This is a genomic window from Phyllobacterium myrsinacearum (assembly GCF_014138285.1).
Classification (GTDB): domain Bacteria; phylum Pseudomonadota; class Alphaproteobacteria; order Rhizobiales; family Rhizobiaceae; genus Phyllobacterium; species Phyllobacterium myrsinacearum_A.
Genome location: NZ_JACGXN010000002.1, coordinates 53,583 through 77,460, shown reverse-complemented (window position 1 = coordinate 77,460; position 23,878 = coordinate 53,583). Strand labels below are relative to the sequence as shown.

At 54.9% G+C, this 23,878-nt stretch carries 28 protein-coding genes; 16 read left to right on the top strand and 12 right to left on the bottom strand.

Going from position 1 to position 23,878, the window contains the following annotated elements:
• Positions 1 to 147: 147 nt before the first annotated feature.
• Positions 148 to 522, top strand: a complete 375-nt coding sequence (locus FHW16_RS09975; protein WP_182549060.1) for a hypothetical protein — start codon at positions 148 to 150, stop codon at positions 520 to 522.
• Positions 523 to 630: 108 nt separating this feature from the next.
• Complete coding sequence (locus FHW16_RS09970; protein ID WP_182549059.1) at positions 631 to 1,125, top strand: hypothetical protein; 495 nt, start codon at positions 631 to 633, stop codon at positions 1,123 to 1,125.
• 64 nt (positions 1,126 to 1,189) lie between these two features.
• Here the strand turns inward: FHW16_RS09970 and FHW16_RS09965 are convergent, their stop codons facing one another.
• Positions 1,190 to 2,005, bottom strand: a complete 816-nt coding sequence (locus FHW16_RS09965; RefSeq protein ID WP_182549058.1) for an SDR family NAD(P)-dependent oxidoreductase — start codon at positions 2,003 to 2,005, stop codon at positions 1,190 to 1,192.
• 102 nt (positions 2,006 to 2,107) lie between these two features.
• On the opposite strand from FHW16_RS09965, the gene FHW16_RS09960 reads away from it, so the two are divergent.
• The 4 genes from FHW16_RS09960 to FHW16_RS09945 all read left to right on the top strand — a co-directional run bounded on the left by FHW16_RS09960 (position 2,108) and on the right by FHW16_RS09945 (position 4,834).
• Entirely contained in the window at positions 2,108 to 3,052 is a 945-nt protein-coding gene (locus tag FHW16_RS09960) for a GlxA family transcriptional regulator (protein ID WP_182549057.1), read from the top strand.
• 136 nt (positions 3,053 to 3,188) lie between these two features.
• Entirely contained in the window at positions 3,189 to 3,779 is a 591-nt protein-coding gene (locus tag FHW16_RS09955; RefSeq protein WP_182549056.1) for a TetR/AcrR family transcriptional regulator, read from the top strand.
• Positions 3,780 to 3,789: 10 nt separating this feature from the next.
• A complete protein-coding gene (locus FHW16_RS09950; RefSeq protein ID WP_182549055.1) occupies positions 3,790 to 4,038 on the top strand; it encodes a DUF1127 domain-containing protein in 249 nt (82 codons plus the stop codon).
• A 187-nt stretch (positions 4,039 to 4,225) separates the two neighbouring features.
• On the top strand, positions 4,226 to 4,834 hold the full coding sequence (locus FHW16_RS09945) for a PadR family transcriptional regulator (protein ID WP_182549054.1): 609 nt from the start codon (positions 4,226 to 4,228) through the stop codon (positions 4,832 to 4,834).
• A gap of 164 nt (positions 4,835 to 4,998) precedes the next feature.
• Here the strand turns inward: FHW16_RS09945 and ftsZ are convergent, their stop codons facing one another.
• Positions 4,999 to 6,033, bottom strand: coding sequence for a cell division protein FtsZ (gene ftsZ, locus FHW16_RS09940; RefSeq protein WP_182549053.1), 1,035 nt, complete (start codon positions 6,031 to 6,033; stop codon positions 4,999 to 5,001).
• A gap of 301 nt (positions 6,034 to 6,334) precedes the next feature.
• On the opposite strand from ftsZ, the gene FHW16_RS09935 reads away from it, so the two are divergent.
• Positions 6,335 to 7,144 (top strand): mechanosensitive ion channel family protein, encoded by an 810-nt coding sequence (locus FHW16_RS09935; protein WP_182549052.1) that lies wholly within the window; start codon positions 6,335 to 6,337, stop codon positions 7,142 to 7,144.
• A gap of 90 nt (positions 7,145 to 7,234) precedes the next feature.
• Positions 7,235 to 7,549: a PepSY domain-containing protein gene (locus FHW16_RS09930; RefSeq protein WP_182549051.1), complete on the top strand. Its 315-nt coding sequence runs from the start codon at positions 7,235 to 7,237 to the stop codon at positions 7,547 to 7,549.
• A gap of 92 nt (positions 7,550 to 7,641) precedes the next feature.
• Here FHW16_RS09930 and FHW16_RS09925 read toward each other — a convergent pair whose 3' ends face one another.
• Positions 7,642 to 8,418 (bottom strand): class I SAM-dependent methyltransferase, encoded by a 777-nt coding sequence (locus FHW16_RS09925; RefSeq protein ID WP_210278091.1) that lies wholly within the window; start codon positions 8,416 to 8,418, stop codon positions 7,642 to 7,644.
• A 189-nt stretch (positions 8,419 to 8,607) separates the two neighbouring features.
• On the opposite strand from FHW16_RS09925, the gene FHW16_RS09920 reads away from it, so the two are divergent.
• From FHW16_RS09920 to FHW16_RS09910, 3 genes are all read left to right on the top strand, one after another.
• Positions 8,608 to 9,495 (top strand): LysR substrate-binding domain-containing protein, encoded by an 888-nt coding sequence (locus FHW16_RS09920; protein ID WP_182549050.1) that lies wholly within the window; start codon positions 8,608 to 8,610, stop codon positions 9,493 to 9,495.
• Positions 9,496 to 9,557: 62 nt separating this feature from the next.
• Entirely contained in the window at positions 9,558 to 10,055 is a 498-nt protein-coding gene (locus FHW16_RS09915) for a GAF domain-containing protein (protein WP_182549049.1), read from the top strand.
• A 13-nt stretch (positions 10,056 to 10,068) separates the two neighbouring features.
• On the top strand, positions 10,069 to 10,719 hold the full coding sequence (locus FHW16_RS09910) for an alpha/beta hydrolase family protein (RefSeq protein ID WP_182549048.1): 651 nt from the start codon (positions 10,069 to 10,071) through the stop codon (positions 10,717 to 10,719).
• Positions 10,720 to 10,728: 9 nt separating this feature from the next.
• Here the strand turns inward: FHW16_RS09910 and FHW16_RS09905 are convergent, their stop codons facing one another.
• Together FHW16_RS09905 and FHW16_RS09900 are read right to left on the bottom strand one after the other, a co-directional pair.
• Positions 10,729 to 10,953 (bottom strand): hypothetical protein, encoded by a 225-nt coding sequence (locus tag FHW16_RS09905; RefSeq protein ID WP_182549047.1) that lies wholly within the window; start codon positions 10,951 to 10,953, stop codon positions 10,729 to 10,731.
• A 93-nt stretch (positions 10,954 to 11,046) separates the two neighbouring features.
• Entirely contained in the window at positions 11,047 to 11,409 is a 363-nt protein-coding gene (locus FHW16_RS09900; RefSeq protein WP_182549046.1) for a winged helix-turn-helix domain-containing protein, read from the bottom strand.
• Positions 11,410 to 11,568: 159 nt separating this feature from the next.
• Here FHW16_RS09900 and FHW16_RS09895 point away from each other — a divergent pair, with 159 nt between their 5' ends.
• Complete coding sequence (locus FHW16_RS09895) at positions 11,569 to 12,885, top strand: hypothetical protein (protein WP_182549045.1); 1,317 nt, start codon at positions 11,569 to 11,571, stop codon at positions 12,883 to 12,885.
• On the opposite strand, the gene FHW16_RS09890 is transcribed toward FHW16_RS09895, so the two are convergent.
• The 5 genes from FHW16_RS09890 to FHW16_RS09870 all read right to left on the bottom strand — a co-directional run bounded on the left by FHW16_RS09890 (position 12,817) and on the right by FHW16_RS09870 (position 18,850).
• On the bottom strand, positions 12,817 to 14,580 hold the full coding sequence (locus FHW16_RS09890) for a cytochrome c biogenesis protein DipZ (RefSeq protein ID WP_182549044.1): 1,764 nt from the start codon (positions 14,578 to 14,580) through the stop codon (positions 12,817 to 12,819). The genes FHW16_RS09895 and FHW16_RS09890 overlap by 69 nt on opposite strands.
• Before the next feature lie 248 nt (positions 14,581 to 14,828).
• A complete protein-coding gene (locus FHW16_RS09885) occupies positions 14,829 to 15,245 on the bottom strand; it encodes an HPP family protein (RefSeq protein WP_210278090.1) in 417 nt (138 codons plus the stop codon).
• A 71-nt stretch (positions 15,246 to 15,316) separates the two neighbouring features.
• Positions 15,317 to 16,519: an NAD-dependent formate dehydrogenase gene (locus FHW16_RS09880; RefSeq protein ID WP_182549043.1), complete on the bottom strand. Its 1,203-nt coding sequence runs from the start codon at positions 16,517 to 16,519 to the stop codon at positions 15,317 to 15,319.
• A gap of 246 nt (positions 16,520 to 16,765) precedes the next feature.
• Entirely contained in the window at positions 16,766 to 17,683 is a 918-nt protein-coding gene (locus FHW16_RS09875; protein WP_182549042.1) for a LysR family transcriptional regulator, read from the bottom strand.
• 192 nt (positions 17,684 to 17,875) lie between these two features.
• Entirely contained in the window at positions 17,876 to 18,850 is a 975-nt protein-coding gene (locus FHW16_RS09870; RefSeq protein WP_182549041.1) for a hypothetical protein, read from the bottom strand.
• Between the two features lie 560 nt (positions 18,851 to 19,410).
• On the opposite strand from FHW16_RS09870, the gene FHW16_RS09865 reads away from it, so the two are divergent.
• Together FHW16_RS09865 and FHW16_RS09860 are read left to right on the top strand one after the other, a co-directional pair.
• The gene (locus FHW16_RS09865; protein WP_182549040.1) at positions 19,411 to 20,085 is read left to right on the top strand and encodes a class I SAM-dependent methyltransferase; all 675 of its coding nucleotides are present in this window, start codon (positions 19,411 to 19,413) and stop codon (positions 20,083 to 20,085) included.
• 170 nt (positions 20,086 to 20,255) lie between these two features.
• Positions 20,256 to 21,407 carry an MFS transporter gene (locus FHW16_RS09860; protein WP_246711706.1) on the top strand — a complete coding sequence of 384 codons (1,152 nt, stop codon included), beginning with the start codon at positions 20,256 to 20,258 and terminating at the stop codon, positions 21,405 to 21,407.
• Here FHW16_RS09860 and FHW16_RS09855 read toward each other — a convergent pair whose 3' ends face one another.
• The gene (locus FHW16_RS09855) at positions 21,408 to 22,376 is read right to left on the bottom strand and encodes a quinone oxidoreductase family protein (RefSeq protein ID WP_182549038.1); all 969 of its coding nucleotides are present in this window, start codon (positions 22,374 to 22,376) and stop codon (positions 21,408 to 21,410) included.
• 186 nt (positions 22,377 to 22,562) lie between these two features.
• Here FHW16_RS09855 and FHW16_RS09850 point away from each other — a divergent pair, with 186 nt between their 5' ends.
• On the top strand, positions 22,563 to 23,093 hold the full coding sequence (locus FHW16_RS09850) for a YcxB family protein (RefSeq protein WP_182549037.1): 531 nt from the start codon (positions 22,563 to 22,565) through the stop codon (positions 23,091 to 23,093).
• 181 nt (positions 23,094 to 23,274) lie between these two features.
• Entirely contained in the window at positions 23,275 to 23,547 is a 273-nt protein-coding gene (locus FHW16_RS09845) for an usg protein (RefSeq protein WP_182549036.1), read from the top strand.
• Positions 23,548 to 23,588: 41 nt separating this feature from the next.
• Here the strand turns inward: FHW16_RS09845 and FHW16_RS09840 are convergent, their stop codons facing one another.
• Positions 23,589 to 23,795, bottom strand: a complete 207-nt coding sequence (locus FHW16_RS09840; RefSeq protein WP_182549035.1) for a hypothetical protein — start codon at positions 23,793 to 23,795, stop codon at positions 23,589 to 23,591.
• Positions 23,796 to 23,878 lie beyond the last annotated feature (83 nt).

Sequence of the window (23,878 nt, the reverse complement as noted above, 5' to 3'; positions counted from 1 at the left end):
TGCTGACAGCATCGGCGCTCAGAGAGTAGTGCGATTTCTACAAAGAGCAAAATAGGGACAGGGTTGTCCCTATTTTTCTTGGCATAACGGCATAGTGTTCCGACCGAAACGCGAACGGTGCCGATTTGCATCAAGAGGATTTATGGCGTGACTTTGGCTGTCATTACTATCGATGGTGTCCGGGTTGATTCTGCCGAACGCGTTCCTTCGATTGCAGCTGTGCTTGAGCGGCACAGAAATTCCAGACGCGAATTGCAATGGATTGTCCGGACATGCACCGATTGCGTGGATTTTGGACAGGACAATGCGGCATTTGACAGACGTCTTGCAGTGGCAACGGATGCGGAACACCATGCCCGCGTTGCCGTTTTAAGGCATCCAGCGAATACGTTGGAAGAATTTGCGGCGAAGACCCAGCATATCTGTTCTCTTCTGCTGGAGGACGATGACAGCTTGGACAAATACGAACTGTTCTCAATTCTGCAGACACTGATCGCGCAACCACAGTCGGAATGCCAATAAATCAAACGGGTACCTGCGTAAAATCGCGTCCCAATCTGGTTGGGCGGGGCCGTATTACGCAGGCAGAGATGTCTTCAGGTACTGATATTTTCGTGGGAATCAACAACCATGCCGAGCAATTGGGCTAGCCCCCAGCATATGGATACTGACCCGGAAACAGTAAAACTGATCCAGGGCGCAGAGTCTGTCATTCAAAAGAAAATCAGCCCGCTGGCAGCACTGTGCGACGAATTGCTGCAGCGTCTGGACGCTTATCGGGATGCAAGGAACGCCGGGGAACGTTACGAGCGCTGGCGCCTTGCCGTGGCTCTCCATGGCGAGATCATGGAAGTGTGGAAGTCGGCCTTCCTCACTGCACATGCTGCCGTGGACGATTATCTGTCCAACCACGATTTGAGCAGGTTTTTCTCGGGTCGCGAAATTCTTCTGGCTGCACTGCATGGACGGTGCAAGCCATCCGTGGGTATTGCGCTGTCCGTGATGCAATTCGACAGCGAACGTAATTTGCGCAGATCATCAGAAAACGCGCCCAATTTGGCGGCAAGCAACCAGAATTTGGCTCGCAGATTCTCGCGGGTTGCCTCGTCCGACAGGCATAAGTAGTTCAGACAAGCGCTGTGTCGCAAAAATAGAGAGCGCCAGCCATGCAGCTGGCGCTTTATTTTTATTATGCGGCGGCATGTAGTGTGATGCCGTACCTGACTGCAGGCTCCTGGCGTGAAAGATTAGGAGCAAGGATAGCGCGCGCCTGCTCGTACCGGTCCCAGTCCGCTGCATCGGGCAGTGATGGAATGGTAACGAATTCGCCCTGATCGAGGCCCGCAAGAGCGGCATCCACCAGATCTTCGCTGCGCATGACAATTGTTTCCGGCAAATGTTCGACCGGCAATCCCGCGAGTTGCCAGAAATCTGTGGCCGTGGCTCCGGGAAGCACAACGTGGACCCGTATGCCTTTATCAGAAAGTTCGTGTTTCAATGACTGGCTAAAGGCAAGAACGAAGGCCTTGCTCCCTCCGTAAACCCCATTAAGGGCTTCCGGTGAAACAGCGACGATGGAGGAAATATTGATGATCGCGCCGTTTCCCCGGGCAACAAAGCCGGGAACCGCCGCGTAGGTCAGCCGGGTCAGCGCGGTGACGTTAAGGGTAATGAGGCTGTCCAGACTATCAATATCCGTGTCCAGAAGCGGCTTCGTCGCGCCAACGCCCGCATTGTTGACCAGCAATGTGATGCTGGCGTCAGTTTTCAGAATGGTCTCGACGCGCGCAAGATCAGCCTTGTCATTGAGGTCGGCACCCACTGCTTCAACCGAGCGACCGGCTTCGGTTGTCAATCGTTTGGCAAGGCTGTCCAGACGTCCGCGATTTCTGGCAACCAGGATCAGATCGTAGCCCCGCCGGGCGAGGCGGTCCGCATAGATTGCGCCTATGCCTGAGGATGCTCCGGTTATCAGGGCAGTGCCTTTGCTTGGGGTCGTGCTCATTGTCATTCTCCTTTTGTGTTTGATGTTGACTGTGAGCAGCACTTTACAACGCCGGCGTTCCGTCCTAAATGTCATATATGCAACCTTTTAGGACGTGCCGTCATGCAGCGTATCGGTTTTGTGGTTTTTCCCGACTTTCAAATGATGAGCCTAACGGCGGCATCAGTTTTCGAGTTTGCCAATATAGCGGCAGGTGAGGCCATCTATGATGTGCATCTGCTGTCGGAAACGGGCGGAGTCATCCGCAATTCTATCGGATTGGCGATGCAGACGGAGCCCTTTGATGATTCAGCCTTCGATACGCTCATCGTCGGTGGCGGCACCGGCATCGCGCCGACCACACCCGGCCTGATCGCCTTCATGCAAAGAGGCATGACCCGCGCCCGCCGCGTTGCATCCATCTGCACCGGCGCGTTTGTGTTGGCTGAAGCGGGCATCCTGGACGGGCGCCGGGCAACCACGCATTGGCTCTATGCGCGTGATCTGCGTTCCGCTTTCCCATCTATCAAGGTGGAGGAAGATCGAATCTTCATCGTGGACGGGGCCGTCTGGACATCGGCCGGAATGAGTGCCGGACTGGATTTGGCACTTGCGATGGTTGAGAAGGATCTGGGTATCGACATCGCGAGAAACGTGGCGAAGAGCCTCGTTATCTATCACAGGCGCGCGGGCGGCCAATCGCAGTTCTCAACCCTTCTCGAACTCGAACCCAAGTCCGATCGCATTCAAAGTGCGCTTGCTTACGCCAAGCGCAACCTGCAGACGGCGCTTTCCGTGGAGCAACTTGCAGATGCCGCCCATCTCAGCCCCCGGCAGTTCAGTCGTGCATTCAAGGCGGAGACCGGTCAATCGCCTGCCAAAGCCGTTGAGAACCTTCGCGTAGAAGCGGCGCGTCTGATGATGGAGCAGGGGCGGCTGCCCATTGACACAGTTGCGCAGGAAACAGGGTTTGCAGACCGGGAGCGCATGCGCCGGGCATTTCTCCGGGCTTTCGGGCAGCCGCCACAGGTTATCCGGCGCAATGCCCGGGAAGCCGCTCTCAACTAAAGTTTGCGAGGCATGATGGTTTGCTGCTCAGTGCTGCCTGCCTCAGATTTTTGGTATTTTCCGATCCCAATTCAAGTGGATTTGCCGGAGTCACCGAAAACTTGACTTTACTAGACGACTGGTCTATTCTCTTGACATGAGCAAAATTGACACACGCGCTGTACTGATTGACGAGGGGCAGAAAGCTCTCCTCTCACATGGTTATGAAGGAGCCGGTATAGGGCCAATCCTCAAGGCCGCGGGGGTCCCAAAGGGATCATTTTACCACTTCTTTGCGAGCAAAGAGGAATTTGTTGCGGCTGTCCTTGTTTCCTATACGGAAGACAATCAGCTTGTCCGTACCCGTATGCTGACCGACAAGGGCCAGTCGCCATTGCAGCGTTTGCGCACCTACTTTGCCTATCACGAACAGGAATATGCCCGGGAAGATCCGATTGGCGGCTGTCTGCTCGGCAATCTTGCCCAATCGATCGCGGCGCATAGCGATGTCCTGCGGCGTGAACTGCACCTTGCATTTGCTGCTTGGCAGCGCGATTTCCAGCAGGTTCTACGGGAAGCGCGGGAGCAGGGCGAGCTGCCTTCGCATCTCGATCCCGATGAAACGGCGGCGTTTCTGATTGACGCCTATGAAGGCGCCCTTGTTCGCATGAAGACGGAAGGCAGCATTGCACCATTGCAGCGCTTCACCACCATGACTCTCGATTGTTTGCTTACAAACCACGCTTAGGAGATTTATCATGTCTAGTGTAAAGACGACTGGTCTACTATTAAATAAAATCGACAAACCCAGTAATAGCGATTGGCGGCAAAACGGCGATGCCTTCGTACAGTCGTTGAGAAAAACTCTGACTGTCATCTGGAGCACCGTGCGCTACCGGACAGAGGGAACAGATGGGCAGCGCGTCAGTAAACTCAGCGATCATCTGCTCGCCGATATCGGCATCACACGCCAGGAAGCGAAAGAGATCGATCGACAGAAGCGCTGAGATCTTAACGTGGAAGAGATGCACTGCCGGGCTTCATAAGCATTCTGCTACACGCGCCGCATCATTTTCTCCGTAACAATCATGCACATAGCATCCTTTGCGGTGCACATACTCGATGTATCTAGAAGTTTGTATTTACAGATAGACTCAAAAGATATATCGTTTGTGCATGAAAGGAGAATATTGAATGTTTAGAAATTGTCACAACGAACGAGATGAGCGCGACATACGCGCAGTTCTGCACGGCATGGCGCGTGGGTTTGGCCGTCACGGCGGCGGTCACGATGGTCCGGGCGGCGGCGGGCGTTTTGGCCGTCGAGGCGGAGGAGGCCGGGTGTTTGCATCAGGGGATCTGCGTCTGGTCCTGCTGGCTTTGGTGGCCGAACGACCCCGGCATGGCTATGAGCTGATCAAGGACATCGAGGAACTGTTCGGCGGCGCTTATGCACCGAGCCCAGGTTCGGTTTATCCATCCCTGACATTCCTTGAGGAAATTGGGCAGGTCACTGCAGCGGCGAGCGAGGGCTCCAAAAAGCTCTACACAATCACCGAGGAAGGGCTTGCCTATCTGGCCGAGAACAAGAACCTCGTTGATGCGGTCCGCACGCGGATGGGTATGGTCGCCCGTTCCATGGCCGGACAGCGCGCACCGGAAGCGATCGCCCATGCGATGGATACGCTTCGCACGGCGTTGCATCTGCACAGCCATGGCTGGGATGCTGAAGAGGCGGATCGGGTCCGAAAGATACTCGAGCAAGCCGCGCTCGATATCGAAGCGGGTAAAAAGAAAGACTGATGCCCGTTCACCCGGTGCAGCATCCGAAACGATACTGCACCGGGCCGGTTGGACGGCGAAGAATGCGTGCGTTTAACTTCAACAGCAAATCATGCGATTTGCCCTGCTTCATCAATACGACAGACACTTACTGTAAGTGTTTGATAAATATACTTATAGTGTAATCAGGCTTGACGTCGGGTCATTGGCAGGACTGATCCGGGAATTCCGGTATCCGAGAGTGCCGCTGCACGGGCAACATCAATGCCGGTTGCAACCACTGATACCCGAAATACACCTTCCAACGCATCGTCGAAGGTTGCACCAAGGATAATGTTGGCCTGATCGTCGACTTCTTCGCGAATACGGGTCGCAGCTTCATCAACCTCGAACAGGGTCATGTCACGGCCGCCGGAAATCGATACCAGAACGCCCTTGGCACCCTTCATGGATTCAACATCCAGAAGCGGATTGGCAATTGCAGCTTCGGCAGCTGCCTGCGCGCGGCCTTCACCCGAACCTTCGCCTGTGCCCATCATGGCGCGGCCCATGTCACGCATGACGGAGCGCACGTCGGCAAAATCCAGATTGATCAGGCCTTCGCGCACCATCAGATCGGTAATGCAGGCAACACCGGAATAAAGCACGCGATCAGCGGTGGCAAAGGCATCGGCAAACGTGGTGCTGGCATTGGCAACGCGGAAAAGGTTCTGATTGGGAATGACGATCAGTGTATCAGCGCTGTCACGCAATTCTTCCAGCCCTTCCTCCGCCATGCGCATGCGGCGCGTGCCTTCAAAGGAGAACGGTTTTGTTACGACACCAACAGTGAGGATACCGGCCGAACGGGCTGCACGCGCTATAACAGGTGCGGCACCCGTTCCGGTACCGCCGCCCATACCCGCGGTCACAAAGCACATATGCGTACCGGCGAGATGGTCCATGATTTCGTCGATGCTTTCTTCCGCTGCAGCCCGTCCGATTTCCGGGTGGGAGCCAGCGCCAAGACCCTGTGTCACATTCGCGCCAAGCTGAATCAGGCGGCTGGCCTTGGACATGGCCAGTGCCTGCGCATCCGTGTTGGCCACGATGAACTGAGTTCCCTGCAGGTTTTCGCGGATCATGTTGTTAACCGCGTTACCGCCGCCTCCGCCGACACCGAACACCGTGATATTCGGTTTCATCTCGGAAATTTCCGGCTTCTTGAGGTTAATTGACATCGTGCAATCCTTATTCCCGGCCGGTGTCATTGTCGGCGTGCAGGTACGTAATGTTATGGTGGGGCTCACGTGGAGAATCAAAGTTGCTCCTTGCCCCTATATCCGGCAAAGAATCAGACAGTGGGTTTCGGCGCAAGCCCTGAAATGGCATATCGACCGCTAGCGTTGTCAAAAGTGTGTCGACGACTGTATTCGAAAGAGGGCGGCAGGACGAATGCAAAATCCATTGTTGGGCTAATTGGGGAACCATCCCGATGCTCCAAAGTTTTGTCCTGCAGTCCCTGACAAGGAGAAATGCTTCATGGAACTTGATCCCCAAAATGCTTTTACCGCCATCCAGACCGGTGTTCATCAGGCCAGTGCGCTGGTCGTTACCTACTCATTCTCCGTGGTCGGGGCCATATTGCTTCTGGTGATCGGCTATATCGTTGCCGGACTGGTCGAACGTTGGCTGTATGCGGGACTGGGGCAGGTTAGCGGCTTCGACCTCACGCTGCGCCGCTTCTTTTCAAAGATTGCACGATATGCGGTGCTTGGTCTGGTCACCGTGATGGTGCTTGGCCAGTTTGGTATCCAGACGGCCTCCGTTATTGCTGCCATCGGTGCAATTGGTCTGGCCATTGGCCTCGCCCTGCAAGGTACGCTGCAGAACATTGCGGCAGGTATCATGCTTCTGGCTCTCCGGCCGCTGCGTATTGGCGAGTACGTCGAGGTTGGCAGTGTGACCGGTACTGTGGAGGAAATCGGCCTGTTTGCTACCCGGTTGCGGGCAGCGGATGGTGTTTACGTTTTGGCACCGAACTCAACCCTATGGACCCAGCCCGTCAAGAACTATACGCGCAATGGTGTCCGGCGGAATGACATCACGATCAATGCCGGTCCAGACGAGGATGTCGATCAGATCCAGAAAAGCCTGGTCAAACTGACCGCAGGTGACAAGCGGATATTGCGGGAGCCCGCACCGCAGGCATTTGCTTCCGACCTTACGGATGATTCCGTTGCCGTGACCTTGCGATACTGGACTTCGCCCGGCGACTTCCCTGCGGTCAAGGCAGATCTGACCAGAGGAACACGGAACCTCTTTCTTAACAAGAAACTGGCGGCTGAGTGAGAATAGCACTGCCTCACATGGGAACCACACCCTGCGTTTCGCGTTGTCTCCTCGTATAAATGAATTTGAGTATTACTGAGGGAGACAATCATGTTGAAAGCTTTTGCCATCGCAGGTGTTGCAGCGCTGACCGTTATGTCGGCGACACCGTCGTTCGCACAGTCCGTTGAAATCGGCCCCGGAGGTGTGCGGCTTGTAGAGCCACGCGTCGAGCGGCCGATGCGCCGTGGAATGGAAATCAGCGAGCGCGAAGCGGTCAGAGTGGCGCGTTCCGAAGGACTGCGGAATGTGGACAATATTGAACGCCGACGGTCCCGTTTCATTGTCGAGGGCACGGATCGGCGTGGCAACGACATTCGTGTGAATGTGGACAGGCAGACAGGCGAAGTCATTTCCGTCGACTAACTGGCCCAGCACTTCCGCTAAAGAAGCCCGAATGTGCGCATTCGGGCTTTTCCAGTTGTTGACTGACCGAGCGATGTCTCGGGTCTGGTGGCTTATTTTCGGCCTATGATCAGTCTCAAAGAGCCTTCGAAGAAAGGCTGCGTGCGGAGACTGCCATACATAGCGTCCCAAATTCCAGCATCGAGATCATGGCTCAGCTTCTCGACAAAGCGATCGACTGCCGGTGGATCTACAAAACTCCATGCCGAGTTTGCCAAACGAGCGCCTTTCTCCAGCAGACGCTCGGGGCGTCCATAATAGGCCTCGCCAAAGCCGTCCACACAGCCAAGCGGTATGGGAACAGGTACAATATCGACCTTGCGGCCAAGACCTTCTCTGATTGATCGCATCGAAGGGTATCGGCGTGCTTCGACAGCGATCATTTCTGGAGCATAATAGGCCAGCCACGACCGGTAGAGCTCGTCGGGATCACAGGAAAGGATCAGGACCGAGCCTCGTGTAACCCGTCGCATTTCTGCAAGACCCATGGCGAGATCCGGCCACTGATGAACCGTGAAGGTCGCCATGCTCGCATCAAAGCTTTGATCAGGAAATGGCAGGTTTTCGGCAACACCATCAATGGCGACGGACAAGTGAGGTGCTCTTTGCGCACGCATGGACGCTGAGGGCTCGAGGGCACTCACTTCCCGATCGGTCGGTTCGTATGACCCTGCACCTGCACCAACATTAAGAACGGATTTTGCATCCCCCAAAGCGGAGCGGATGAACTCCGCAATGTGCGGATCCGGTTGGCGGTAACTGGTGTAGCCTGTGCCAATCACGCCATAGTTGGCATCGCCCGCGCTACCGTCGTTGAATCTGTTCAGCAAGATCAGGTCTCCTTGGTTCAGCGATTGTTCATGACAAATTAGTCACATGAGGAAAGGCGGGACCGGCTTCTATCAATCGCAGACTATTTCTTCGATTATGCGAAAAACCAGCGTTCATCTGCGAGAAAACACTGTCAAAAGCTTCGGGAAAAGCGATATGATTGAACAAACATTGTTCGGAAAACGCACATGGCCCGCAAAACTCCATCCTTGAATGCTCTTCGCGCCTTCGAGGCAGCCGGCAGGCATGGGCGCATGACGCTGGCAGCCGATGAACTCAACGTCACACACAGTGCCATCAGCCGCCAGGTTCAGCACCTTGAGGATGTGTTGGGTGTTCCATTGTTCGAGGGCCCAAAGAATGCCCTTCGACTGACAGACGCGGGAACACGGTTGTTATCCGGGCTTGTTCCGGCATTCGATCAGATCGATCTGGCGGTCAGGATAGTGGCAGACACAGAGGAGGGTGCGCTCGATGTATCATGCCCCGGTACGTTCACCATGCGTTGGCTTATTCCACGCCTGTACCGATTTCAGGCTTTGCATCCTGATATTGATGTCCGGTTGACCTCTTCCAGCAAGCCCGTTGATTTTTCGCGAGACGGTTTCGATGTGGCTATCAGGGTCGGGTCCGCGCCGTGGCCGAAGGGAGCAGATGTCATTTCGTTGTTCAGCGAGCAGATTGGTCCGGTTCTGGCGTCATCGCTTGCACCGGTTACATCGCCGGATTTCACGGGAATACCTCTGTTGCACTCGCAAACCCGGCTTCATGCCTGGCCTGACTGGTCCGCCCGGTCTGGTACATCTATCGGGAATGCTTCGGGCAAGGAGTACGAGCATTTCTATTTCATGCTGGAAGCTGCGATGGGCGGACTGGGTGTCTGCATAGCACCTTGGCCTTTCGTGTCAGATGACATAAGGGCCGGGCGTCTGATTGCGCCGCACCGGTTCATCGAAAGCGGGCAGGATTATGTGGCCCTGCGTCGTGCACGCCAGCACCGCAAGTCATCGCTTTTTTGTGAATGGCTTCGGAAAGAAGCGGACGAGTTCTCCATCGCCTCGAAAGATGTCCTGTAGTAGTAGAAGTGAGACTCACAGTGCTTCGCCGGGTCGCGAGGGCCAGAAAAATAGGACGTTCGATGTTTGTTGAAAAGACGATTGATCAAACTGACAAGACCGGCTTCTATCGGGAACTCGCCGATCAATTGAGCGGCCTGCTCGCAGGCGAGAATGATCCGATCGCCAATGCCGCAAACACCTCGGCATTGATTTTTCAGATGCTGCCCGATCTCAACTGGGCGGGTTTCTATTTTCTCTACTCTGAAGACGAACTTGTCGTCGGGCCATTTCAGGGCAAGCCAGCCTGTGTCCGGATCGCCGTTGGCAAGGGTGTCTGCGGAACCGCTGTCGCACAGGGAAGTACCATTCTTGTTGAGGACGTCCATGCGTTTCCGGGACATATCGCCTGCGACGCGGCGTCCCGTTCGGAAATCGTCGTGCCGCTTATTCATGATGACACTATTCTTGGTGTTCTTGATCTGGACAGTCCGCACCTCGGCAGGTTCGACAGCATCGATCAGATTGGTCTTGAACGCCTTGTTGCGATCTACGTTGCCGCCTGTTCCTGGGACGAATAAGGTCGGGTTTGGGATGGCAATAAACTTCCTGTTTGATGGACAAGGAAACGCACATTACACGATCCTGCTCGCGCACGGGGCTGGTGCGCCGATGGATTCCGCGTCGATGACGGCGAACGCAGTGGCCCTGGCTTCCGTTGGCTTTCGCGTCGCGCGTTTTGAATTCGATTATATGGCGGCGTGCCGAACGTCCGCCGGACGAAAGCCGCCGCCCCGGGCTGAGACGCTCATTCCTGAATATTTGGCCGCCATTGAAGCACTTGATGCGACGGGCCCGCTTTTTATCGGTGGCAAATCGATGGGCGGCCGCATCGCAAGCATGATTGCTGATAATCTCCATGCAACGGGGAAGGTTGTCGGGCTGCTTTGTCTTGGGTACCCGTTCCACCCGATCGGCAAGCCGACCCAATTACGCACCGCGCATCTGAATGACATGAAGACACCAACGCTGATCGTGCAGGGAACGCGCGATCTGTTTGGTACGCGGGAAGAAGTGTCCGCTTACAGGCTCTCCGATGCCATTGAAATACTTTGGCTCGAGGATGGCGATCACGATATGAAGCCGCGAAAGAACGTTTCAGGTTTCTCTGCGGCCGATCATCTGAAAACGATGGCCGACAAGGCCGCTGCCTGGGCCCAGTCAACTATAGCCCTGGACGTATAAGACACGCTGCTATTCAGCCTTTCGGAAGCCGTGTTTTTCCAGAATGCGCTGGCCAGGTTTTGAAAGTATGAAACCCGCCAACCCCGACAGATGGCAGTAGATAAGCCTTTTCCTTTGCGATCCGGTCCGGATTTCCACCACCCGTCCGACCGAGTCCGTGAAGGGGCGAGCCTGCGCAATGGCTCTGACGGCAAGAAGGGTATATCCAATCAGAACCAGAATGAAACGCGTCATCAACGGGTCTCGGATTTGCGTTGGATTTATATTCTTAAGGATATAACGCCAGCCCTATATGCCATGTTGGCTCAGCGGAGAAAACAACTTCGTTCATGAGTGTCTGCGATTGCTGTTGAGCCACTCGAAGTCCGATGTCAGGGCGGTATCAACCCGCTGTTGCATCGCGTGGTAGCGGCGGAGCAGTTCTTCGCCGAATTCGGTCACGACGGCACCGCCACCCTGTTTGCCGCCCCGCTGTGAATCGACGACTTGTGTGGCGAACATCGTGTTGAGGGCACTGACCAGGAGCCATGCCCGGCGATAGGACATATCCATGGCGCGCCCGGCCGCAGAGATGGAACCCGTCGCCCTGATATGCTCGAGCAGTTGCATTTTCCCCGGCCCCAGACGTTCCTTGTCGGGAAAATCGATGCGCACGAACGTTCTCAGATCGCCCTTGGAAGATGAACTCATTGGCATGACCGCGTTGGTGAAGTGACACACCATCTATAGCAACGCGGTTGCTGATTTACACGTGCGACCAATTTCCGCGTTGCTGTGTCCGTAATATTGCGAATATGGCGAATGCGCTGTAGTGATATATTTACGGAAATATAACGCTATGGGATTGCAATGCCGATTCTGTCCGAGTTTCACAACCACAATCACGGTGAAACCAGCACGTTCACGCTGCCTCGAAAAATCGAGGCACCACTTTTCAAAATCGATCCGAAAAACCAGCAACGGCGCAAGATCTGGGATATTTCACCCAATCTGCATTGTTCGATCATCGGCACGTGCCTGACGGCGACGGAACTGCGCCAGTTTCTGGGTAAGATGGGTGAACCGGACGCGAAAACGGCTTCAGACCATTCACTGCACAGCCGTGGCGTTCTTGCCGCTGGCAGGCAGGATATTGCGGGAAAGCAACTTAACAAGACGCTGGACCGGCGGCATGAAACGCTCGTCAAGCGCTTTTCCAAAGTTGCGACGCTGGATGAGATACGCAAGCTTTGGGCAGAGGCACTTGAGGAGGGTGAAGTGCCCGGCGCCTATTGGGCCGTTATGACCCATCCGGCAACGGATAAGCCTTTGCTTCAAGAAGTGTTTGGCGAAGTGCATATGCTGTCGCATCTCGTCGGCAGCGCCAACCGGTTGGATATTGCCCGGTTGCGCAAGCTCCAGACCGAGCTTGATGAACGGGACGAGAAAATCGTCCGGCAGGAAGCACGGCTGCAGTCAGGTGCAGATGAGCGGTCGGCGTTGCTCAGGCGAATAGATGAGATGGAGCAGACGATCATTCGTCTGGCTGCGCGCAATGACACCAAGGTTGAACATGCCGATGAGACATCGATCCTGAGATCTGCTCTGGAAAGACTGGATACCGAAAAAGCACGCTCCGAGTCGCTGACTGCCCGGTTGCAGGCTACCGAAGATAAATGCAAGGCAGCGGAGAAGCGTGCGGCTGCAATGTCTGAGCAGATTGCCGAACTGCGTTTTGAACTTGAAGCCGTTGATACTATGCTCAATGTGGAGACTGCAGACGGCAGTCCGTCTGTTCTATCCTCCCGTTCACTGCTTTATGTTGGCGGACGCCGTGGCCTGTTCGACAGGTTGCGCGTTTTGGCCGAGCAGCGTGGCTACGCGCTCTTTCTCCATGATGGTGGTGTCGAGGACAATCTGTCCTTGCTGCCGGGTCTTGTTTCACAGGCCAGCGCCGCGCTTTTCCCGGTCGATTGCATCGGCGGCGGGGCTCGTCAAGCGTCTGTGTCAGGACGAGCAGAAAAAGTTCGTTCCCTTGAGAACGGCGAGCCTCGCCAGCTTTATTGCCGCTGTTTCCACCGGCGAGGCTTTGGTCAACGCATAGGATCAGGCCATGCTTCAGCCGAAGGTGAAGGCAAAAGCCTGTGCGCCCGGATCAAGAAACTCGATTTCAAATTCCCGGTCTGAGATGTCTTTGGTCTGGCGTATCAACTGGTAAAGGCGCTGATCCTTGATCGTGCCGTTGCCTTGTTCATCCGTATCCATGCCATGGTCTGCACCTACGGGCTTGCCGTCGATGGTCACGCGAAACCGCACAGGTTTGCCATCGGCATTCGGACCAAGGACAAGATGCAGGTCCCGGGCATGGAAACGATACACGATCTTGCCTACAGGCTGGTTCAGCACGGCTCGCTCACCTTCAATCGTCCAGTTGCCGATGAGGGCCCACTGGTTGAGATCAAGGTTCGGCGCGGCGGCGTAGAGATGGCTGACGTCCTCTTCGGCCATATCGGTGGAAGCAAAGTTCTCGGCTCGCTCGTAACCAAGGTAGGTTTCCGGTGATTTGACATCGTTCATGTCGGCCGCGGCCTGTGCGCCATCTGCCTTCACGCTTACAAGATCGTTGGAGATATTGGTTTTTCCAGCCTCGGCAAGCAATTGCTGAATGACCATTTCCGATTGGTCATATTCGCCTTCGCCGAAATGGTGGTGGCGGATGCGTCCCTGTGCATCGATAAAGTAATGGGCTGGCCAATACTGATTGTTGAATGCCCGCCATATGCCGTAGTCATTATCAATGGCGATGGGATAATCGACCTTGAGGTTCTTCGCTGCGGCGTGAACATTGTCGATGTTCTTTTCGAATGCGAATTCCGGTGCATGCACGCCGATGACCACAAGTCCCTGATCCTTGTACTTCTCGGCCCAGGCGCGGACATAGGGGATGGCTCGCAGGCAATTGATGCAGGAATAGGTCCAGAAGTCGACAAGCACAACCTTGCCGCGGAGGCTCTCGGCCGTCAGGGGCGGTGAGTTCAACCACTCCACTGCACCCGAAAGTGAAGGAAACTGGCCTTCAACCGGCAGGGCATTCGCCGTAATTTCCGGCTTTCCGGTCATGGCGACGGATACTTGAGATGAGTCGGCCGTTGGTTCCGGCTGGATTTTGTCAATCAGCGATTGTTCCAGATGAGACGTGCTTGCGAGAGACACCTGGGTGAGAAAACCGGTATCGAGGCCAAGGGCGATGGCGGCAACACCGGCAAGTACGGCAATGCCCAAGCCGCGCCTGATCCATTCACCCGCCCCAAGCGCGCGTTTCATGGCGCTGAACACCCGCCCGCCAATGAGCAACGCCAGTGCAAGCGACGTGGCAGCGCCCGCGGCATAGGCGAGGAGCAACAGCGAGGTCTGGATGCTTGCGCCGCCAAGTGCAGCCCCTGTCAACAGCAGGCCGAGAATGGGGCCAGCGCAGGGTGCCCAGAGCAACCCTGTTGCAATGCCAAGCAGGAAGGAAGGCGCGACGGTAGAACCGGCTCGCGTTCCATCAGATGCCGATTGCGACAGCCGTGCTCCGATGGCGACGAGCGGGCGTGTCATCCGGTCGGCAAGTTGTGGAAACAGCAGTGTCAGCCCAAAGAACCCGAGAAGCAGGATCGCAGCAATCCGGCCGTATTGATTGGCCTGAACCGCCCCGCCGCCGCCGACGGCTGCAAGGCTGGCGACACCCGCGAAGGTGATGGCCATGCCAAGAAGCAGCGGCAGTCCGCTTTTCATGAATGGCTGATTGGTGCGCGCGAAGACAAAGGGAAGCACCGGCAGGATGCAGGGGCTCAGAATTGTCAGTGCGCCACCGATATAGGAAACAAGAAAGAGGATCATGCTGTCTGCCTTCTGATGTCAGCTGTTAGGCAGCATTTCGCACTGCCCATCTGAAATATGTTGGCCGACCCGAATAAGTTACAGCGATTTCGCTATATTTATCAAAATATAGCGATCATATCTGTGAGATCACGTGTTTAAGGGGTGGGGTAAGGCCGCTTCGAAATCAGCTTGTGATAAACTGCAGCGGTCAGGACGATCGCCATCGTTCCAGCCAGTACGGGTAACGCCAGAAAATGCCAGCTGGCTCAGGCCAGAATGACGACGATCGGGTCGGCGCCAGCAGGGGGATGCAACGTTCCGCTGAATTGCATAGCGGCAATGGCCAGACCGACAGCCAGTCCATAGGCGAGGGGCGATGCGCCCATTAACCCGAAAACTGCCAGGCCAATTGCCGATGAAAGCAGATGTCCGCCAATGACGTTGCGTGGCTGGGCAAGCGGGCTTTGCGGAATGGCGAAGACGAGAACGCAACTGGCCCCGAAAGGAGCGATCAGAAGCGGCGTATTCAATGAGACACTCAAACGCGCCAGCAAAGCGATGGCCAGCATGCCGCCTATTCCTGAAACTGCAGCCGCAAACAGTTTTCCGGTGATCGGGGCGTTGAGCAATTTTCGCAAGGTCGTTGTTCTCTCGATCTTCGAGACTTGTTCGTCTGCCAACATCTGCCACTCCCGATAGTCTGCATTCAATATTAAGCCGCCGCCTCATGGTTTGAGACGGCGGCCTGTCAGAACTAGGCGACCTTGAAGCGCGCCGCTTCTTCCGAACCGCCCGTGGCATTCCCGGCGCTATAGGAATGAGCACCGACGCCAGCGAGTTTGCCGCCGTCGACAATGAGATACTCGTCGCGGATAGGCCGCTTTTCGAACCAGCATTCCAGAATTTCGCGTGTCCCTGCGGCATAGCGTGTCTGTGCCGAAAGGGAGGTTCCCGAGATGTGCGGGGTCATGCCATGATGCGGCATGGTTCTCCATGGATGATCCTGTGGTGCCGGCTGCGGGAACCACACGTCGCCCGCGTAACCGGCAAGCTGACCGCTCTCCAGGGCACGGACAATGGCATCGCGGTCACAAATCTTGCCGCGTGCCGTGTTCACCAGGTAGGCACCGCGTTTCATCTTCGACAGCATCTTTTCATCGAAGAGATTTTCGGTTTCCGGATGCAGAGGGCAATTGATGGTCACGACGTCGCAAACTTTGACCATATCCTCGACCGTTGCATGCCAGATGAGATTGAGTTCTTTTTCGACGGCTTCCGGAAGGCGATGCCGGTCGTAATAATGCAGGTGCATATCAAAGGGCTTGAGGCGGCGCAGAACGGCAAGGCCAATGCGGCCGGCCGCAACGGTACCCACATGCATGCCTTCGACATCATAGGAACGGGTCACGCAATCGGCGATATTCCAGCCGCCCTTCACGACCCACTGGTATGAGGGGATGTAGTTGCGTACCAGACCGAGGATCATCATCACCACGTGTTCGGAAACACTGATGGAATTGCAGTAGGTGACTTCCGCAACGGTGATGCTACGGTCGATGGCGGCTTGAAGATCGACGTGATCCGAGCCGATCCCGGCGGTCAATGCCAGCTTGAGCTTTGGGGCCTTCGCAATACGTTCGGCGGTGAGGTAGGCCGGCCAGAAGGGTTGCGAAATGACGATCTCGGCGTCATGCAATTCCTTCTCGAACTGGGAGTTCGGACCATCCTTGTCGGAGGTGACGACCAGCGTGTGGCCGAGGGATTCTAGATATTTTCGCAAGCCGAGTTCGCCCGAAACACTGCCAAGCAACGTGCCTGGCTGAAAGTCGGTCGCCTTGGGTGTCGGGAGTGTCTGCCCGCCGGGATAGTGATCGATTGTTGGCAGATCATCCCGTGCATAGGATTTCGGATATCCGTCGATCGGATCATCGTAAAGAACGCAAACTACCTTGGCCATAACGTTTCCTTCTCGTGTTGGACAACAGGAGACACATCGGCAGCGCAAAAGCGCAGTCCGTTCCATGGTTCAGCATGAATTGAAGCGAATGTTCCCGCTTATATCGCGGTGGTGCTCGGCTCCCGGTGTTTCCCATCCTGACACTGCGCCGTCACTTGGTGCTTGGTGTACAGAATACCAGTAGATTTGCATGCAAGCCGGAAGTGTTCAAATGAATGGTTTGGAACGATTGATAGACGGTTTCGATCAAGCCGCCTGATCTGCGTCGAGAAAACTCTGTTCAAAATCCGCATGTTGCACAGCGCGGACAAGAGCACCGGCCATGGGTGATTGCGGGTTGCGAGACGACAGGACGAGGCCTATGGACTGGCTATGATGCGGATTGACCAGATTGATCGAAACCAACTCATGGGTGCCGCCAAAAACATAAAAGAAGGTGTGTGGGACAATCCCGCACCATTTGCCGTTTCGCAAATGCGAACAAACACCCAGAAATGAATCGCTCACAATCGATGGCTTCATCGTCAGCCCAACCGATGCAGCAATGCCGTTGAGAATGCGGCGATTCTGCATGTCGTTGCTCAACAGGCACAGCGGTTGTTGGACCGCCTCCGACCAATCCACCGAACTGCGATTGGCGAAAGGATGATCCGGGCGGCAGACGAACACATAGCGTTCACGATAAAGCGGAACCCGCCGTACATTCTCCAGCGGTTCATTGTCGAGATAGGTCAGGCCGCCATCAATCTCGAACGCATCCAATCCATGCTGGATGGCACGGGAGGTCATCGATTTGATCTCGACGGTGGCGTCGGGATGGTCGTGGCTGAACCTTTCGGTCAGGAATGAAACGGACGGCATCGCTGCGGGTATCACGCCCAGTCTTAGTGTCCCGGTCAGCCCTTTACGTGCCCCGTTCAGGTCTTTTTGCAGACTGTCGTAATCGGTCAGGATCTGGCGACCCCACACAAGTGCTTTCTCGCCTTCCGGCGTGAGGCCCATGTATCGGTGACCACGGACGATCAACATGGTATTCAGGTCTTCTTCCAGTTTGCGGATGGCCGCTGACAGCGTTGGCTGTGCCACATTGCAGAGTGCCGCTGCCCTAGCGAAATGCTGTTCCTGCGCCAGTGTCACAAAGAACGAAAGATGTCTGATCAGCATTCCTGTCACGCGCCTTCGTTGATCGTTATATTTATTCAGATATATCGATCAAGGGCGTAAGTCCAGTTGCATTCCTGCTTCACAGCCAAAGACGTTCGCGCATCCATTCAATACCGGTGCAAGGATAACGCAAGCAAGCATGCCGGTTCGATTTGCCTCACAGTCCGATTTTGTGTCCGATCATCAGCTGCTTTACCCCATCGCTTTCACACGGACAGGCAATTTCGATAAAATCACTTTTGCAGCCGGTTGCGGAACGTTTTTCTCAGCAAGTTTTGACACGATTTCTTCCCGGATTGCTTCCGCATTCACAGCGGGTCCAATAATGACCCGCTCAATCAGCTGGGGAAACTCCAATCCGACGATGTTTTCCATTGGTCGGTTTTTGAGAGGCATTTTGTAGATTGTCCTGTTGCCACTTTCGGCACCAGAGCTCTGCTTTGTGATCATGGTTGATGGCCATAGAAGCGGATTGGTCAAGACTCGCCATTCCCGTTCATCGCGAAGACCAGGATGTTTTGAGCACGTGGCTGCAAAAAGCAGCATCAAGAATATCACTTCGCGCAGTACATACCTGCTGGTGTGGGACACGAAATGCTCATTATTCAAAATAGACGCGGTGACAGTTTCAAATTCTCCAACAAATTGCTGTCTCGTCCAATAGGCAACCGGGCTTGAATAGGCCTTCAACACGTCGGCCAGCTGCACGAATGGCGAGGTGTTGACAACGACCGCAACCCCGACGGCTTCTTTTTCAAAGGCTCGCCACAACGACAAGCGTCCGGTGTTGTTCTCAGCAGGATCATGTTCGGCGACAGACAAGACATAGGTTTCGTTTCTCAACCCTGACAACCAGTCCTGAAATTTCGTTACACCTTCGCCCCAAACCCCGGATGCATACCGATCGAGGGTGTCCGCCAGTGCGGCACTGTCTGAATGATCAATCCAATGCTGAACGCGTTCGATGCCGATTTCGACATCTTGGTGATCGTTCATGTCCCGGGTATTTCTGAATTCGATCTCGTCGCAGTCAAGAATTTCGAGCATATTTTTCGACGTGGTGTAATGAACGAACCGGGATTTCGGTGTGATTGCCGCACGGCGCTCGAAGGTAGTAGGCATGAATATGCTGAGCAATTTGATAATCGCCGGATCCCAGTTTTCCATAAACGCTTCCTTGTGGATTTGATGCAATGGCAGCCAACGCGCGTCGCAATCCATCTGCCGTTGAACAATTCGGATTCTATATCAGACAGCCATCGTATTGGTTGATTAATATCAACAATATGGTGAGCGATTGTGAAAATGAAATGCTGTTTTCAATGAATGGTTGAAGTGTTGTGAAACTGGGCCCTCGCGACAACTAATACATCCGCCCGTAGCCTTCTTGGACATTGATATTCACCTGACTTGCGGCTCGGTGCGCGGTGTGCACGACGGCCAATTTGTCGGCGTTCTGGCCTTGACATTCAGCTTATTACGTAACATTTTATGTTACGTAAGTTGGGGTGACTGTTTATCAGGCGTGCTCCCGGGAGGTTCTGACAGAGATCACGCGCGTCAACTCTGTGGTCCGTTGTCGAGTCATGATTGATCAGCGCGATCCCGGAGAGGTCATGGCTGCCGATGACCCGGTTTGGTGAGTTACTCTTTCAATGCCGACTTCCATCAGGGTTCAGGCAATACCTTGACGCTGTTGACGTGGAAAACATTTATGGAGATGCAGTATGAAACCCGCCTTTGACGCACAGGCTGTCAGCACTTACGGCGAAGGTCCGCCACGACAGGTTCCAGGTTATTCCAGTCTTCACTGCATGGTATCGCTGTTGCTCAAAGAACATACCCCGCCGGATGGCCGCGTGCTGATTCTGGGAGCGGGTGGCGGCCAGGAGATCAAGGCACTTGCGGAAGCGCATTCAGGATGGTCATTCGATGGCGTGGATCCCTCGATTGATATGCTTCGCCTGGCCGAACAGGTGGTCGAGCCGCACGCCGCGCGCGTGCGGTTTCATGAAGGCTATATCGGTGACGCTCCGGAAGGGCCTTTCGATGCCGCCACCTCCATTCTGACTTTCCATTTCATCCCTCATGACCAGCGGCTCGAAACCCTGAAGCAAATTCGGCGGCGGTTGAAGGTTGGCGGACCCTTCGTCCTGGTCCATCTCAGCTTCCCGCAGACGGAGCCTGAACGGTCGACATGGATAGCCCGTCACGTTGCATACGGCCTGTCAAATGGAACAGATCCTGCCCATGCGGAGCGCGCGCGCCAGGCAATCAGCAGCAGGCTGACAATCCTGTCGCCGGAGGACGAGGTGACCATGCTGCATCACGGAGGATTTTCGAATGTCAGCCTGTTCTATGCGGGACTGAGCATGAAAGGCTGGGTCGCTTACGCCGAATAGTTCTGCTCCGCGAGGACTTCTGTTTCACCGTCTTCCGGTTAGCTCCATGGCATGATACTTGGTTTGACAAGGGATAACCGAAGCGTCGCCGCGAAACCCGACAGGCACTTGGCCATGTCGGGAAGGTAATCGCTCCTTCACTGCATGAATGGCCATGCATTGGAGGGTTGATGATGAATATCAATGTAATTTTTCTGGCATTCGCAACCTTTGCGACGGGCACTGCCGAAAACATCATTGTTGGAGTTTTGCCGGATATTGCTTCAGGCCTCGGTGTTTCAATAGCGCTCGCTGGTCAACTTACCGCAGTGTTTTCGGTGGCTTTTGCTTTAGCTGCACCTCTCGCACTTTGGTTGGCGACGCGCATTGAGCGCAAGAAAGTTTTTCTCGGTGCCCTTGTTCTCTTTATTGCCAGCAACCTGTTCGCAGCAGTCAGTCCAAACTTTGCCTCTCTGTTCATAGCACGCGTCGGAATGGGGGCGGCTAGCGCAACCATTTGTCTTGTGGGGACAACACTGGCAACAGAGATGGTCCGCACCGAGATGAAGGGGCGGGCAATAGGCGTAATCTTCATGGGGATCAGCGGGTCGCTCGTATTGGGCGTACCAATCGGGATGGCGTTCGATGAGTGGTTTGGCTGGCGGAGCGTCTTCGTCGGCTTGGCCTCGCTGACGTCATTGGTGCTCATCGCCAGCGCGTTCACCTTGCCCGTATCATACCGAAGGGGAAAGGATCCTATTGGCTATCTACTCCACTTGCGTGCACTTCCTCTTGTCTGTGCACAGCTGCTTTCGATCCTGATGATCGCAGGGCATTTCGTTGTATTTGCCTATCTGGCACCCTATGCCGCAGATGTTGTCGGTGTTCCCAAGCCTCTGATTATCCTGTGCTTTATCGCTCTGGGTGTCGCAGGTGTCAGCGGCGGTTATCTTGGCGGCTGGCTATCTGACGTAATTTCGCCCCGGTCTGCTATCCTATTTACACCACTTGCATATTTGACGGCTTTGGCATCCATCCCGCTCGTTGTCGGTGTCCCATGGCTGGCATTCATGGTTATGATGGTTTGGTCCTGCATAAGCTGGATGATTTCCCCAGTGGTGCAAAGCTTTCTGATCACCACCAGCCCCGAGACGGCTGATACTGGTGTCAGCCTTAACTTTTCCGCGATGCATCTTGGAGTGGGTGCAGGGACCGCCATTGGCGGACTGACGACGGAGAAGCTGTCACTGTTAGCACTCCCTTGGTCGGGAACAGTTCTTGCGAGTCTTGCGGTGGTGTCGGCCATCACCGCCGTCCGTCGTACCCATGCTGGCAATAAATGATTAGTCCAATGTCAGGATCACTTTTCCGATGATACCTCTGCTTTCCAGCAGGCGATGTGCTTCGGCACCATTCTGCATCGGAATACGCGCAGCGATGGTGGTTTTGATCTTCTCGCTCTGAACCATGGCGAAGAGAGTAGCCGCGCGTCGGCGCCGTTCTTCCGGGCCGGTCAGAACGTTCCATAAATCACCACCTGTGATTGTCAGTGAACGATCCATCAGTATGCGAGGGTCGATGGGAGCTGGATTGCCGCCGGCGAAACCGTAAAAGATGATCGCACCACCCGTACGCGTTGCCGCCAAACTTTCCGGTAAAGTCGATCCTACGGATTCGTAGACCACGTCGACGCCATGACCACTCAATTCAATGACATGCGCAGACCAGTCACCTTCGTAACAGATGGAGTGGAGCGCCCCGGCGGCGCTTGCGGCAGCCCGCTTCTCGGGGCTGGATGCCAGCGCGATAACTTTCGCACCTCGCGCCGCCAGCATTTGCGTCAACAGCAACCCGACGCCGCCCGCGGCCGCGTGTACCAATGCCCATTCGCCGCCGCGGATATTGTAGCTGTCGCTGACAAGATATTGAGCCGTCAGCCCCTGAAGCAGCAATGACGCAGCAACATCGAAACCAATATCATCCGGCAGTGGTATGAGTTTATCCAATGGGATGGCAACAATTTCTGCGTTGGCGCGGGGCGCGTCGGCAAAGCCAACTCTTGTACCAATCCGAAAACCCTGAAGATTGTCTCCGGCGAGGGCGACAATCTCGCCGGCACCTTCGTAGCCGAGAACCCAGGGTGGGATGGCATCCATGTGATAATTGCCTTTGCGACGATAGATATCGGCAAAGTTCAAACCAGCCGCCTTGATGCGCACGAGTGCGAAACCCGGTTCCAGCCGCGGATCAGGAATCTCGCGCCAGTGCAATGCATCGGCTCCACCAAATTCCTCAAGCGTTAAAGCGAACATGGATGATTCCTTTGGCAGGTTTGCAGGCATTTGGAATGAAAAGGGCGGTTCATCTGAGCCACCTTTTACACGAGGTGTATAGTCGAGTATTGCTCGCACCGGTAGAGATTAACATTCACCCTGAAATTCGCAGTGGTACAGAGGCCAGCCATAGCCAGGCGTCACAAGGAGCGTTAATCATGTCACATGATGTCTGAGCCTCGATCCGGAACCGTCCTCGCTTCAACAACCTTCCGTGTCACGCCTGAAGATGTAGCCGAGATGTATAGAACCTATCTGCGCTGGTCCTACACCAGAGTACGGATATGGCTGACGGTCGCTGCCCTGATCGTGATGTTTACGGCCATAACTGCATGGTTGACCAATTCATTCAGTCTCATCACGCTGACCCCCGGAGCATTTATTCTGTTCTGGATGATTGGCTATTACCCTATCCTCTACAGCGTCTGTCCAATTGTTGCCCGCCGCAATGTCGCACAGCAGAAGAACCTGCAGCAGGAATGGCGGACTGATTTCACCGAGAACGGTTTGCGCGCCGTGACGCCGACACAGGATAGTTTTGTGTCCTGGTCGGACTTTATCGGCTGGAGCCAAAACAGCCACGCGTTTATTGTGTATCAGAGTGACAGGTTGATGCAGTTCATACCGCTCCGGGCATTGACACCGGACATGCATGCCATCCTGCAAACCAAGCTGCAATCTGTCCCGCGGCGGTGAGGCGGCACTGCTTACCAGGCGGCTTATATTCCGAGTAGATTTCGCAAAAATTAGCAGTCATTGATGATCGCTGCTAATATATTGTAATATAATGATTATTGTGTGGATTCCGTTGATCTTGCATTGAAATCTGCAAAAATGTGCGGCACCATTTTCCGATGTGAGAACAACGGAGATTGCGATGCACTTTTCGTCAGAGATGGAACACCAGCTTAAGGGCTACGGTATCACAACTGCTCATATTCTGTACCGCATCCCCCATTTTGAATCCGTTCTGCAGACCTACATCTGGCAGGACTATGATCTTGCTCCGGAATTTCCCGAGATGAGGAAATTTCTCGATTTCTGGCAAAGAAAACTTGATGGCCCGCTTCATTCTGTTCGCTATTGCCATAGACGCCTCATTGGCCCCAGCGAATGGCGGCACGTCGATGGTGAGTTCAAGTTGAACTGACTGAAGCAACTGTTTGATGGGCCAAGCAGGCCCCTGACAGCCTATTCGGGCACAAGACCATCGAACACTTCAAGCATAGCATCGGCAATAGCTTTGCCCAATGCGGTTCCGCATTCTTTAATTCCGGCCTCATCCATATCGCGTGCAGCCAATGCCAGTGCCGATCCCTCAGACCTGACAATCTCCTGAGCGCGCTCAATCGCCCAAAGCGCAAAATCACTTCGCGTGGTTATTTCGACGGTTTCCATAGAATATTCCACTTCGATGCAGAAGGCCGTGGAGGACTTCTATCCATTGTTCGGTTTTTTGGTTCCCTGATCTCCACGTTGCC

Bases quoted from the DNA above. Each gene is read 5' to 3' on its own strand.
- FHW16_RS09960 (WP_182549057.1), top strand. From the start codon at position 2,108: ATGCAGCGTATCGGTTTTGTGGTTTTTCCCGACTTTCAAATGATGAGC.
- FHW16_RS09950 (WP_182549055.1), top strand. From the start codon at position 3,790: ATGTCTAGTGTAAAGACGACTGGTCTACTATTAAATAAAATCGACAAA.
- FHW16_RS09845 (WP_182549036.1), top strand. From the start codon at position 23,275: ATGCACTTTTCGTCAGAGATGGAACACCAGCTTAAGGGCTACGGTATC.
- FHW16_RS09965 (WP_182549058.1), bottom strand. From the start codon at position 2,005: ATGAGCACGACCCCAAGCAAAGGCACTGCCCTGATAACCGGAGCATCC.
- FHW16_RS09935 (WP_182549052.1), top strand. From the start codon at position 6,335: ATGGAACTTGATCCCCAAAATGCTTTTACCGCCATCCAGACCGGTGTT.
- FHW16_RS09870 (WP_182549041.1), bottom strand. From the start codon at position 18,850: ATGGAAAACTGGGATCCGGCGATTATCAAATTGCTCAGCATATTCATG.
- FHW16_RS09895 (WP_182549045.1), top strand. From the start codon at position 11,569: ATGCCGATTCTGTCCGAGTTTCACAACCACAATCACGGTGAAACCAGC.
- FHW16_RS09955 (WP_182549056.1), top strand. From the start codon at position 3,189: ATGAGCAAAATTGACACACGCGCTGTACTGATTGACGAGGGGCAGAAA.
- FHW16_RS09900 (WP_182549046.1), bottom strand. From the start codon at position 11,409: ATGAGTTCATCTTCCAAGGGCGATCTGAGAACGTTCGTGCGCATCGAT.
- FHW16_RS09910 (WP_182549048.1), top strand. From the start codon at position 10,069: ATGGCAATAAACTTCCTGTTTGATGGACAAGGAAACGCACATTACACG.
- FHW16_RS09875 (WP_182549042.1), bottom strand. From the start codon at position 17,683: ATGCTGATCAGACATCTTTCGTTCTTTGTGACACTGGCGCAGGAACAG.
- FHW16_RS09930 (WP_182549051.1), top strand. From the start codon at position 7,235: ATGTTGAAAGCTTTTGCCATCGCAGGTGTTGCAGCGCTGACCGTTATG.
- FHW16_RS09885 (WP_210278090.1), bottom strand. From the start codon at position 15,245: ATGTTGGCAGACGAACAAGTCTCGAAGATCGAGAGAACAACGACCTTG.
- FHW16_RS09860 (WP_246711706.1), top strand. From the start codon at position 20,256: ATGATGAATATCAATGTAATTTTTCTGGCATTCGCAACCTTTGCGACG.
- FHW16_RS09855 (WP_182549038.1), bottom strand. From the start codon at position 22,376: ATGTTCGCTTTAACGCTTGAGGAATTTGGTGGAGCCGATGCATTGCAC.
- FHW16_RS09865 (WP_182549040.1), top strand. From the start codon at position 19,411: ATGAAACCCGCCTTTGACGCACAGGCTGTCAGCACTTACGGCGAAGGT.
- FHW16_RS09945 (WP_182549054.1), top strand. From the start codon at position 4,226: ATGTTTAGAAATTGTCACAACGAACGAGATGAGCGCGACATACGCGCA.
- FHW16_RS09905 (WP_182549047.1), bottom strand. From the start codon at position 10,953: ATGACGCGTTTCATTCTGGTTCTGATTGGATATACCCTTCTTGCCGTC.
- FHW16_RS09970 (WP_182549059.1), top strand. From the start codon at position 631: ATGCCGAGCAATTGGGCTAGCCCCCAGCATATGGATACTGACCCGGAA.
- ftsZ (WP_182549053.1), bottom strand. From the start codon at position 6,033: ATGTCAATTAACCTCAAGAAGCCGGAAATTTCCGAGATGAAACCGAAT.
- FHW16_RS09890 (WP_182549044.1), bottom strand. From the start codon at position 14,580: ATGATCCTCTTTCTTGTTTCCTATATCGGTGGCGCACTGACAATTCTG.
- FHW16_RS09915 (WP_182549049.1), top strand. From the start codon at position 9,558: ATGTTTGTTGAAAAGACGATTGATCAAACTGACAAGACCGGCTTCTAT.
- FHW16_RS09880 (WP_182549043.1), bottom strand. From the start codon at position 16,519: ATGGCCAAGGTAGTTTGCGTTCTTTACGATGATCCGATCGACGGATAT.
- FHW16_RS09850 (WP_182549037.1), top strand. From the start codon at position 22,563: ATGATGTCTGAGCCTCGATCCGGAACCGTCCTCGCTTCAACAACCTTC.
- FHW16_RS09920 (WP_182549050.1), top strand. From the start codon at position 8,608: ATGGCCCGCAAAACTCCATCCTTGAATGCTCTTCGCGCCTTCGAGGCA.
- FHW16_RS09840 (WP_182549035.1), bottom strand. From the start codon at position 23,795: ATGGAAACCGTCGAAATAACCACGCGAAGTGATTTTGCGCTTTGGGCG.